The 12,138-nt window shown below is 36.1% G+C and carries 9 protein-coding genes and 1 pseudogene; 6 read left to right on the top strand and 4 right to left on the bottom strand.

What is annotated here, in order from left to right; genetic code table 11:
• Positions 1-41 precede the first annotated feature (41 nt).
• The 3 genes and pseudogenes from CZ225_RS10100 (at position 42) to CZ225_RS10090 (ending at position 4,253) form a co-directional block, all read left to right on the top strand.
• A pseudogene (locus CZ225_RS10100) lies at positions 42-1,679 on the top strand (DUF4080 domain-containing protein).
• Between the two features lie 172 nt (positions 1,680-1,851).
• A complete protein-coding gene (locus CZ225_RS10095) occupies positions 1,852-2,433 on the top strand; it encodes a DUF4858 domain-containing protein (RefSeq protein ID WP_129585786.1) in 582 nt (193 codons plus the stop codon).
• 344 nt (positions 2,434-2,777) lie between these two features.
• Positions 2,778-4,253, top strand: a complete 1,476-nt coding sequence (locus CZ225_RS10090; protein ID WP_077154025.1) for a TIR domain-containing protein — start codon at positions 2,778-2,780, stop codon at positions 4,251-4,253.
• A gap of 56 nt (positions 4,254-4,309) precedes the next feature.
• Here the strand turns inward: CZ225_RS10090 and CZ225_RS10085 are convergent, their stop codons facing one another.
• Together CZ225_RS10085 and CZ225_RS10080 are read right to left on the bottom strand one after the other, a co-directional pair.
• Positions 4,310-4,909 carry an HU family DNA-binding protein gene (locus tag CZ225_RS10085; protein WP_077154024.1) on the bottom strand — a complete coding sequence of 200 codons (600 nt, stop codon included), beginning with the start codon at positions 4,907-4,909 and terminating at the stop codon, positions 4,310-4,312.
• Between the two features lie 467 nt (positions 4,910-5,376).
• Positions 5,377-6,579 (bottom strand): IS110 family RNA-guided transposase, encoded by a 1,203-nt coding sequence (locus tag CZ225_RS10080; protein ID WP_077152882.1) that lies wholly within the window; start codon positions 6,577-6,579, stop codon positions 5,377-5,379.
• 168 nt (positions 6,580-6,747) lie between these two features.
• Here CZ225_RS10080 and map point away from each other — a divergent pair, with 168 nt between their 5' ends.
• Together map and rmuC are read left to right on the top strand one after the other, a co-directional pair.
• Positions 6,748-7,602, top strand: coding sequence for a type I methionyl aminopeptidase (gene map / locus CZ225_RS10075; protein WP_077154023.1), 855 nt, complete (start codon positions 6,748-6,750; stop codon positions 7,600-7,602).
• Positions 7,602-8,837, top strand: a complete 1,236-nt coding sequence (gene rmuC, locus CZ225_RS10070; RefSeq protein ID WP_077154022.1) for a DNA recombination protein RmuC — start codon at positions 7,602-7,604, stop codon at positions 8,835-8,837. The genes map and rmuC overlap by 1 nt, the downstream gene beginning before the upstream one ends.
• A gap of 221 nt (positions 8,838-9,058) precedes the next feature.
• On the opposite strand, the gene CZ225_RS10065 is transcribed toward rmuC, so the two are convergent.
• Together CZ225_RS10065 and CZ225_RS10060 are read right to left on the bottom strand one after the other, a co-directional pair.
• The gene (locus tag CZ225_RS10065) at positions 9,059-10,483 is read right to left on the bottom strand and encodes a M56 family metallopeptidase (protein WP_234983031.1); all 1,425 of its coding nucleotides are present in this window, start codon (positions 10,481-10,483) and stop codon (positions 9,059-9,061) included.
• Between the two features lie 295 nt (positions 10,484-10,778).
• A complete protein-coding gene (locus tag CZ225_RS10060; protein WP_077154020.1) occupies positions 10,779-11,147 on the bottom strand; it encodes a BlaI/MecI/CopY family transcriptional regulator in 369 nt (122 codons plus the stop codon).
• A gap of 347 nt (positions 11,148-11,494) precedes the next feature.
• Here CZ225_RS10060 and CZ225_RS10055 point away from each other — a divergent pair, with 347 nt between their 5' ends.
• Entirely contained in the window at positions 11,495-12,058 is a 564-nt protein-coding gene (locus CZ225_RS10055) for a Crp/Fnr family transcriptional regulator (protein WP_077154019.1), read from the top strand.
• Positions 12,059-12,138: the final 80 nt, after the last annotated feature.

The raw sequence follows: 12,138 nt of genomic DNA, 5'->3' as shown, positions 1-12,138 counted from the left end.
AAGTTTTTTGTACCTTTGCATGCAAATATTAAAACTTTCACATGAAACTTCTTTGGCTTGATTTAAATAGTTCGTATGCTCATTCATCATTGGCACTACCTGCACTACATGCTCAAATAGCGGAGGATACCATGATTGAATGGTGCATGGTATCTGCAACCATTAACGAAAATATTGGTAATATCGTGCAGCAAATCTATCATTGCCAACCCGACATTATCGCTGCTACCAATTGGCTATTCAACCATGAACAATTACTCCATATCGTTTCACGCGCAAAGTCCCTGCTTCCAAATAGTTCCGTCATACTTGGTGGTCCGGAATTTCTTGGAGATAATGAAGACTTCTTAAGAAGAAACAAATTTGTCAGTGGAGTGTTTCGGGGAGAAGGCGAAGAAGTATTCCCTATTTGGTTAAAAGTTTGGAATCAGCCGGTAAAAGAATGGAGTTCCATACCCGGTCTTTGTTATCTGGATCAATCAGAGAAATATCAGGATAACGGTATTGCTCGTGTCATCCACTTTTCAGAACTTGTTCCTCCCGAGAAAAGTCGTTTCTTCAATTGGAGTAAACCATTTGTTCAATTAGAAACAACAAGAGGCTGTTTTAATACTTGTGCCTTTTGCGTAAGTGGAGGAGAAAAGCCTGTTCGTACGATTCCCATTGAAGCTATTAGGGAGCGATTGAATGTTATTCATCAACACAACATAAAAAATGTACGGGTTTTAGATCGCACTTTCAATTACAATAGTAAACGAGCCAAAGCATTACTGGATCTATTTCGTGAATATCCGGATATATGTTTCCACCTTGAAATCCATCCTGCTTTACTCACAGAAGAATTAAAAGAGGAACTAGCAACTCTGCCTAAAGGTTTATTGCATCTGGAAGCAGGAATACAGAGTCTTAGAGAGCCAGTCCTTGAGCAAAGCAGACGAATAGGCAAACTTAACGATGCATTGGCAGGACTCAAATATCTCTGTTCTTAAAAAAATATGGAGACTCATGCAGATTTAATTGCAGGTCTTCCACTCTATCACCTTTCGGAAATCTTCGAAGATGTACGCACCTTAGCAAATTATGGCGCAGGAGAAATTCAATTGGAATCTCTTAAATTACTACCCGGAACGGAAATGAGAAGAAGAGCCGAAGAACTAGGAATCCAATATTCCCCTCTCCCTCCTTATGAAGTATTACAAACCCGAGAAATTTCTGTAAAAGAATTGCAAACAGCACATTATTTGTCCCGATTGCTAGATGGCTTTTATAATACTCCTACATGGAGAGGAATTACCCGTACTTTAATCTTGGAAAATCAGCAATTCCTCCATGAGCTACTTCATTATCTCATTGAAACTGATGTGATAGATAACCCTTTAAGTCTAGAGAAACGCGGATTGATTCTTTATGATTTCTGTAAGTACCATTATCCGGATTTTCTGACTCAAGTAACAGTTGCCTGGATAGAAGCAGGCATGTCTCTTAAAAAGATTCCGGCAGAAAAAGTTAGAACAAAGAGACAAACACCTCCGGAGAATTGGAAAGTGCTATATGGCTCTTACAAGGAAAATCTAAGATTATGCTTTTTACCGGTTGATGAAGAAGGAAACGGCTACTGGTTCGGCTTTGAATCGGAAATTCAAAAAATAAAACCTGTGTTTAAAGCAGCAACGTTATAAAATTACCTCTTGAAAATATGCTATTAGAAAAAGATTATCCTAATAGTTAATACCTATCATGAATAATTTAAAAAAAGGATTGTTACAATTTGTAAAACAACAAGCGTCCACAAACAATATAAAGCAGGATTCATACATTTTCTACGTCAATACAATAAACTTAACCAGATGTATGAATCACAGAAAACACAAAGCCATTATTTTATATTTATTGTTATTATCTATGTCTATTTCCGCACAGCAATGGAGCCCAAAGGATTCGTTGAAACTAAAAAAGCTGCTAGAATCTGATCAGGAAATTATAATTAACAAAAATACAATTGAAACGTTAGAGCACGAGTTTCACCAAGCAAAATCATATATTGATTTTGGTACTACATTGCCAACACTTAAACCAGCATCTAGTAATCTCTTACGATTTTCAACTAACATAAAAACAGATTTTATCTCTCTAATTCAACCTTTCTACCCACTTATTCATGGCAAAAACTTTTACTTGAGAAGTAAAAGTAACTTTTCAAAAATGTCCAATTACTTCCATATGCACACTATTATGGAATATCACTTATCCAATAAATGGACTCTGAGTATATACGGTATGCAGAATCTAAATAATCGAAGATACCGAGGACTCCCTTCTGAAGCAATACCGACAGAAGTTGGTAGCAATATTTCTTTTAAACTAAATAAACATTGGAAAATAAAGACAGGGATTCAATATCAACATAATATGATACTAAAAAAATGGGAATGAATTCCTCAATGCAATATTACTTATAGTTGGTAAAACATAAACTTACAGAAATGAAAAAATATATCTTACATTTGATTTTCTACTTTTCTTCTATAGCAACATCAACTAATTATACCTAGAGGACCTACTGACAGTATCTCAATAATAAGGCACAAAAGTAAGAGTTTTAATAAAATTGAATTAACAAGAAAACATATTCCTCCTGTTCAAATTTCACACCGGTATAGAATTGTTTCAATAAAAAGATATATGTCGGCATTAAATACTTGAGAAAAGTCATTTATATGATAGAATATTTCTGTAACTTTGGATTCAGATTGCAATATAATAAATTATGATATAATATGGAATACAAGTACGACGTTTTTATAAGCTATTCACGCAAAGATTATGTTGATGCCAACCAAAATATAATACCTGAGAATGCAATAACGGAAATCCAAAATATTTTCGATAAAAATGGTATTTCTTATTGGTTTGACAGAGATGGCATCTATAGCGGACAAGAGTTTATAGAAGTTATCACAAGTGCAATTACTGAATCAAAAATGCTTGTATTCATTTCATCTAAGCATTCAAATGAATCGATATGGACTGCTGGCGAAATTTTCGAAGCCCTAGATGGAGAAAAAACAATTATACCGGTAAAAATTGATAATAGCCAGTATAACAAGAAATTTAAATTACTGATACGTCCGTTAGATTTTATCAATTATGAGGAGAATCCCAAGAACGCATTAAATGATTTACTCCGCGCTATTAATAAAGTTAAAGAAGATGTTGCTCAAAAACTGCGTGAGGAAAAAGAATTAATGCTGAAGAGGGAAGCTGAAGCAAAGAAGGAGGAAATAAAAAAAGAGATTAATGTTCTGGCAAAAGATTGCCAACGCTTGATGTTGCAACAGCTAGATATAGTCAAACAGATATCTGAAAAACAGATATTTATAGGGAATACAACCAAATTATGTCCCGTATGTGACAAAGTGGTTTCTATCACTTCTGAGTTTTGCGGTAGATGTGGTTGGAGCTTTCCTATTTTGTATAATACTGATGGAAGTAACTCTTTCTCTTTAAATGAAAAGCAAATATCTATAGCCCGAACAAACTGGCGAAGCATAAATATTGTGAGTGAATTGCAATCCACGAAAAACAACTTAGAAATTGAAGTAAAACAATTGAAAAATTCTCTTCTGAAAGTCACTGAAGAGTGTGAAAGTGTGACGCAAAATTTATCTCAAAGCGAATTAGCTCTACAAAAAGCCACAAATGAAATCGGGCAGATGCGAATTCGAAATAAAGAATTAGAGAATTACGTACAGGAAAGTATAGAAAAAAATGAAGAAATAAAAAAGAGTCTAGGCGATAGTAAACAACGTTTGCAAAGCTTAATTGTGGCAAATAATGAATTACATAAAAGTCTTTCTGAAAAGCAAGACATAGTAAGTAAGATAAAAGAAAAATACAATTATCTTTTAGAGGAACAAAAAATAAATAAATACAAATCATTTAGAAATAGGGATGATGTATTTGAATTGGTACGAGGATTGTGTAGAAGTAAAGTATCTTCTATTAAGTTTTATAATAGTCTTTTATTTGCTGGCTTATTGACAAATTCTTTAACCCAAACCTTAGCTAAAGATTATGGATTAGAATTTACTGAAACTACGATTAGTAGTTTTACTACTATTGGAAATCTTGTAGATGCGATATGGGTAAAATATTCATCAATTTTACTTTCTTCAAACTTAAAGAAAGAAAAAATTAATCTAGAAATTATGCAATTAATTTCATCTGCCCTCTATGTAGGAAAAGAACATTAATTACACTTGATTCTAATTATTATGTTGTAAAAATTCGGTAAGCAGATTTAGGAGAACTATTTCACCAACAAATAAATCACAGTCCGTCCTGCCCCATATCGACTCAACCACCCGTCAGTCACAAACTGATTCAAATCGTCCACTGCCTTACTTTTCAGTGTATGAGTAATATGACAATAATCAGTTCGAGTTATGCATGGATGAGTCTCCAAATAACTTCTTAAAATATCTTCTTTCTGTTTTAAAGTTATTTCTTTAGAAGCCAAGGCAGGCTTTTCTACGCGTTCCAAAGGAATTGAACGCATACTTTTGCGCAAACTACTACTAATACGAAGATTTACATTTTTAAAATGAACAGAACCCGAACGGATTTCTTTTTTCTCTTTTACCGGACGGCTCGTAACGGTAGCCGACAAATATCCCAACTCGCCTAATTGTACAATATAACCATCACGCAGAAATTCAATTACAGCATCCGTAATACAAGTCATTATAGCATCAGCTTGCGCACGATTGAATCCACCGGAAGTTTTCTCTATGTATTTATATAATTTTTCTTTGCTAATCGTTCCCTCAGAAACAATTCTTGCACGATATTTTTCTTCCTTCTCTTTGTTATCAATACCATGCACCTTATATATATCATATTTTGCCATGCCACATCCGTTATTTAATAATTACTCTAAAAAGTATTCGTTTCCACACGTGAATCTTTTCGAATTCACATATGATCTCTTTCGTTTCCACGTGTGAAAATGAAAGAGATCATATGTGCAAACTATTTAATTTTGCCGTAAAAGTAGGAAAGTTTTAGATGAGAAGGAAGTATATCTTCCATTTTATTCTCTACCTTTCCTCTAAAAAGAAAAATCCCCAGCTCTTATATTCGTATGTAACTTACTTGTATCTAATTAATTATACTTATAGTCCGTAAATTTTCCCACAAAACGCCTAAGACGACAAGTGTTTTGTCGTCCGAAGTAATAAAGTTTGTTACTTTCCTCTTCAGCCTGAAAGGACTACGCCGGTGTCCAATCCCTCTATGGATACAATAATTTTGTAAACGCGCTCCTGTGGCAGCACAAAGGTAATTATGTTGTCGATAGAGGTATATCGGAAAGGTCTATCCGACCCATAACGATTCTAATGCCTGAATATCATTTTGCCATTCCGCCTCCTTTTCAAGACGCTTGAGGTAAACATCTATAAAATCCTCGTCTTTTGTCAGCATGTGCCATACCGCGACCAATAGCTTTCGGGCGATGGCTACTTGTATCTTCATCTTGTTCTTATGGCGTTGGGTGCATTGCACGTAGCTGAAGTTTGAGAAAAAGCAGTTGCGGGTTCTTGATGCGACCCAGGATATTTCAATCAATATCTGACGCAGGAATCGGTTCCCATGCGTCGTCCTGTTGCTCTTGACTTTATTGTTGCTTATATCATTGCGTGGTTTCAATCCACACCATCCTACGAGGTTTGTTGCTTTTTCAAACGGTTTCATGTCAGCCCCGGTCTCCGCAATTATAGCCGAAGCGGCGCGTTCTTTAACACCGGGGATGCTCTGTAGACGTTTGAATTGTTTCGGGAAGTGTTCCTGGCACATGGCAATGAGAGCATTCCTGCATTCTTCGATTTGTCGCTCGATTACCTCTATAAGCTCTGCGTATTGCTTTAACAAACAGATGTCTGCCTGGTGGAAGTCACCCGTTACGGCATCCTTTATGATGTTGCGTCCGTATTTACGCAGAGTTTTTCCATGAATGAGTTTCACCAGCTCCTCAGGGTCTGTTATACCGGTTATTATTGCACGGACGCACTTCTGATAGCTTTTTCCATTGACTCGGGATACATAGTTACTTAACCGAAAACCACATCGCTGTAAAGCAGCGTCCAGTTTATTGGTGTTATACGTCAGGTCTTCATTCAGGTCGAAGATGCGACGGTTATACTTGCGCATGTCCTGCACTGTCTTATCCGGCACAAAGCTTCCCCGAATCAGATTCTTCAACAAGCATTCCGCTATCCATTGGGCATCCTTCACATCACTCTTGCGACCGGGAAGCTGCTTTATAAAATAAGGATTTACCAATTTGAGAGACATGCTCTCGCACAAGGCATTCCACACTGGAACCCAATAGGTCGAAGTGCTTTCCATTGCTGCCTCTGTCACCCCATGAGAAACCATGTCGGAACACATAAGTTGTAAATCAGGAGTCAATGTACCATAAACTTTTGCAAAAATAACGGACTCTGTATTGTCCATCACACAGAGATAAATTGTATCTTTGTGGACATCAAGGCCGGCCACGATTCTGTCTTTGTCCATATTTGAGATTTTTTAGTTACACTCCTTAAATATAGGACATTCATAACAATTAAACGAAGTATGAAGCAGAGTTTGCGGGTTGGCCTCGGTTTTTATTACGCTGGTGTAGAAAAACTCGATTTTTCTATATAATTTTGTAAAAAGATTCAGAAAAAACATCCTATTATAATGAAAAAGTTTATCAAGGGATTCCGGTTTACCCCATCCAATTATCCGGCAGAAATAGAAGAAAAGATACAGAAACTTAGAAAACAAGGATATAAGCTCCCCCCACGCAAAGTGCTCCGTACTCCTGAACAGTTGGAAGGAATTCGCGAAAGTGCTAAAATCAACACCGCATTACTTGATTATATCTCCGCCAATATTCATGAAGGAATGTCTACCGAAGAGATTGATAAATTGGTGTATGACTTTACCACTAGTCACGGAGCTATCCCTGCTCCACTCAACTACGAAGGCTTTCCCAAAAGTGTGTGCACAAGTATCAATGATGTCGTATGCCACGGAATTCCCAGCAAATCGGAACTTCTGAGAAGCGGAGATATTATCAACGTGGATGTATCTACTATCTACAAAGGTTACTTTTCTGATGCATCTCGTATGTTTATGATTGGAGAAGTCAGCCCTGAAATGCGTAAATTAGTCCAGGTAACCAAAGAATGTTTAGAAATTGGTATTGCTACCGCCCAACCATGGAAACAATTAGGAGACGTAGGTGCTGCCATTCAAGAACATGCAGAAAAGAACGGATATAGTGTCGTACGTGAACTTTGCGGACATGGTGTAGGTATGAAATTCCATGAAGAGCCGGACGTGGAACATTTTGGACGTCGTGGAACAGGTATGGTAATTGTGCCAGGCATGACTTTCACCATCGAACCCATGATCAACATGGGAACTTTTGAAATATTTATAGACGAAACTGACGGATGGACCGTTTGCACAGATGACGGCCTGCCTTCTGCACAATGGGAAAATATGATTCTGATTACTGAAACCGGAAATGAAATCTTAACTTATTGATGGAACTGATTTTACTTATTGTTATAGCAGCACTAGTAATAGCTTTACTCATATTATCACTTACTAAAAGTAATAACCAGGCTCAGACAGAACAATTACAAACAGCTTTGCGACAGCAGATGCAGGAGAACCGGGAAGAGCTAAACCGCAGTATTCGGGAACTCCGCATGGAGATGATGCAAACGCTGAATCAGAACTTGCAACAGCTTCAGGATGTTCTGCATAAGAATATGATGACAACCGGAGAATTACAACGTCAGAAGTTTGACACGATGGCACGCCAACAGGAGACACTCATCCAATCGACCGAAAAGCGGTTGGATGATATGCGTCTGATGGTAGAAGAAAAGCTTCAAAAGACGTTGAATGAACGGATTGGTCAATCTTTTGAGATTGTACGTTCTCAACTTGAAAATGTACAGAAAGGATTGGGAGAAATGAAATCATTGGCACAAGATGTCGGTGGATTAAAAAAAGTGTTGAGTAATGTCAAAATGCGAGGAACTTTCGGTGAGGTACAACTTGGTGCTTTATTAGAGCAAATGATGAGTCCGGAACAATATGCTACCAACGTCAAGACAAAAAAAAGCGGAACAGAGTTTGTCGAGTTCGCTATCAAATTGCCGGGAAAAGACGATGCCAACAGTATTGTTTATCTACCTATTGATGCTAAATTCCCCAAGGATGTCTACGAACAATATTATGATGCATTTGAGGCCGGAGATACTATATTAATAGAATCTTCCGGAAAACAACTGGAAAATACAATCAAAAAGATGGCAAAAGATATTCATGATAAATATGTAGATCCTCCTTTTACAACAGACTTTGCTATTATGTTTTTACCATTTGAAAGTATCTATGCAGAAGTAATCCGACGGACCAGTCTTGTAGAAACTCTTCAAAAGGAATATAAGATTGTTGTAACAGGACCGACAACTTTAGGTGCTATTTTAAATAGCCTTCAAATGGGATTCCGTACTCTTGCCATTCAGAAACGAACCGGAGAAGTATGGACTGTATTGGGTGCCGTTAAAACAGAATTCAGCAAATTCGGAGGTTTACTCGAAAAAGTACAAAAGAATCTGCAAAATGCCGGTGACCAATTAGAAGAAGTAATGGGTAAACGCACCCGTGCTATTGAACGAAAACTCCGACAAGTAGAACAATTGCCTCATGAAGAAAGCCAAAAGATTCTACCTATTGGTGATGGAGAAGATGATTTAATAGATTAATCTATCTACTAGATCATTCTACATACCTGATTCCACTTTACATAGAAAGGGAAATCCCCATAAAATAACTTGTAAAACAAGAATCGGAAATTGGCTAATTAAACGCGAGATTAACGCAATTTTCATGTAAAACAGACATTCAAATTGCGATAATCTGCGTTTATCTGTATTTTAGAAGTTACAAATTAATGAAACTATAAAACTATTGCAGCCCTCTATATTTATCTTTGTCGGCAATAATTAACCTTCAATACGTTACAATTTCTGAGTATTTGTTTTATATCTTCGACAACACCTATAGGGCAATCCTTATTTGCTTTCAAGCCAATTGTTATTTCACTTGAATCTTTTAATGTTGTTTTAAGATCCATTACTTCCTTCCTTAATTCCTCCAAAGTAAAATTTTTCAACTCTATCTTCGTTTCGTCAGAAGATCCATAAAGAGTAACAGTCGCTTCAGTTATCACTTCAGCAGGTTCCTGTTTTTCTTCTTTTTTAGAATCATATATAATCTTCCCATATTTTTTAGAGGTTGCCCCTTGCCTTACAAGAATCGGAAATACAGAATCTAAATAATCCTTGCTATTATTCGAAGATTCTAATGCTATTCTTGCCCGAATATTAATATACGCATTCTTTATGCTTTGAAAAATATTTTTTATTGAACCTTCATTAGCATTCCAATCAAACTGATATAATATAAGTTCTGCATTTTGAGGATTCTTTTTCCAGGAATTATAAAGTTTCTCTTCTAATACCTTCTGCAAATCCTTTTGTTCTAATAGATCCCAATTGAACATAATTCGATTCTTTCTATTTACAAAAAGATAATTAGTATGCAAATGAGATTCCTTCTTATCTTTCATTTGACTTTGATAAGCATGATCCTCATTACTAAAGAAATTTGCCAGTTCCCAATAAGAATCTTCCTGTCCTTGCTGAGGGGCTTCTTCCACAATAGGTGCTAAAGTCGCCTTTACTTCCGGCTGTGCAAACGCATAAAGCGTCCCGGCCATTACGGGCACAATAAGCAATAATTTCAACCTTGCCCAACGGTTTGTTCTTTCTTTTAACATCATAGTAATACGTTTTTTAAGTTTAGAGTGATTAAAGCCGTTAGCCATAGAGTAGAGCCTTGTACCAACAGCTTTCTTCACCAATAAAAGTTGATATTTTGTTGCATCGATGCCTGTCTTGAGTACTCCATTATCCGCTTCAAATTCATGTACTTCTTGTAGTTCACGTTTTAACAACCAAATCACCGGATTAAACCAGAAAAACACCAAAAAGAACTGCATAAGTAATAAATCAAGCGTATGACGATAACGTAAATGCATCGTCTCATGAAGTAATATTTCGTTTACTTGCCGAGAATAATCTGAAGCAGAAACAACAATATATTTTCCCCAGCAAAAAGATGAAACCGATTGTGAAACAACGATTAGTTTGTATTTACCACATTGATGCATCTCTCCCGTTCTGATTAACTGAAGCATCCTAAAATGAGAAACCATCAACCAACATAAAGTAAATAAAACACCTCCAATATACATATTCCCCAAAACAACAGGATACCAATTCCCAGTCTGTTCATTTCCATTTTTATTCAACTGTATATCCCAATTCACCCCATCCAAATACGCCATATTTTGTTCATCCCCCAAAGCCTCCTGAATAGTCCGCAAAGGAGCAGTGAAGAGAGTTTCATCCACAGTAGTAAACTCTATCAAAGGTAATAAAGAACATCCTAATGTCCCGACTATTAATACCACCCGGTTAAAGCGAAAAAAAGTACTTCCACTCATTAATAACTTAAAAAGCAGATAAAAGACAGTCAGGAAACATCCTGATTTCAGTAAATAAAATAAAAACTCTCCCATCGTATCAACTTATTTAGAAATTGAGTGCTCTCCAAGATATATTAATCCAAAAAGTAAAAGGCTATTTTTTAGAACGTCCTTTTTCAATACGATCTATCAATGCTTTCAATTCATCAACAGACATCCCTTCTTCTTCAATAAAAGAAGACACAACATTCACATAGGAGTTATTATAATAATGTGAAATAACATCTTTCAAAGCAGAACTTTTATACTCCTTCTCCGATATAAGAGTGTAATATTGATAAGTATTTCCATAAGGCTTATATCCTACGAATCCTTTCTCTTCTAAGCCTCTCACAAGTGTGGAAACCGTATTATAATGCGGTTTGGGCTCATCATAATATGCTAATAGCTCACGAACAAACATAGGTCCATTCTCCCAGAACATTCGCATAATTTCTTCTTCTTTTACTGTTAATCGTTTCATACCTTTTATGCTACTATTTAGTATTACAGTGCAAATATAATATTTATATTTAAACAATCAACTAATATAAGTAGTTATCCTACTAAAACATATAGTTATTTAACTATTATTATTAGTAGATATTTATCCCACCTTATTATAATGACAAAACTAGGGCTACTTTGTGGTCTATTATTTATATTCCGTATCTACTTCTTGGGGAATCAATATTCTATCCATTGAGTTATTTATTCTGTATCAGCGGTCCACCCCTTTATTTCTATATATCTATGGATTTAAAATAGATAATTTCTAGGAATTAATAAAATTACGTAAGTTTGCAAGTAGAATAATGAAATTCCCCTTCAATGAAAAATATCATCGACAAAATCAGACAAGTCTACCCGGTTTCCGACGAAGCACTACAAGCATTGCAAGCGAACATGCAGGTAAAATATTACCCCAAAAACACTTATATAGTACAATCGGGAATAACGGACCAACTGGTTTATTTCATCGAAGAAGGAGTTACTCGTTCTGTTTTTCATCACAATGGCCAAGACACCACTACTTGGTTCAGCCAAGAAGGTGACATTACTTTCGGCATGGATTCATTATATTACAAACAACCGTCAGTAGAGAGTATTGAAACTCTTTCAGATTGCAAAATCTATGTCATCCATATAGACAAGCTGAATGTTCTTTACGAAACATATATTGATATAGCTAACTGGGGAAGAATACTGCATCAGAACGTAAATAAGGAACTCAGCCACATGTTTGTAGAAAGACTCCAACTTTCACCTAAAGAACGATATGAACAGTTTAATCGGCGTTATCCCGGGCTGGTAAATCGAGTGAAGCTGAAATATGTAGCGGCTTTCCTAGGCATTTCTATTTATACACTCAGTCGGGTACGTGCCCAAAAATAGATATTTATTGTCTTTTTTGCTTTTAAGCAAAAGAACTTCATTTTGTAAACCGTATCTTTGCCATCTGAAAATATTAACTA

Source organism: Bacteroides bouchesdurhonensis (genome assembly GCF_900155865.1).
In the GTDB taxonomy this organism is placed as follows: Bacteria; Bacteroidota; Bacteroidia; order Bacteroidales; family Bacteroidaceae; genus Bacteroides; species Bacteroides bouchesdurhonensis.
The sequence above is the reverse complement of the archived record's forward strand: the minus strand, read 5'-3'. Positions and strand labels throughout refer to the sequence as shown.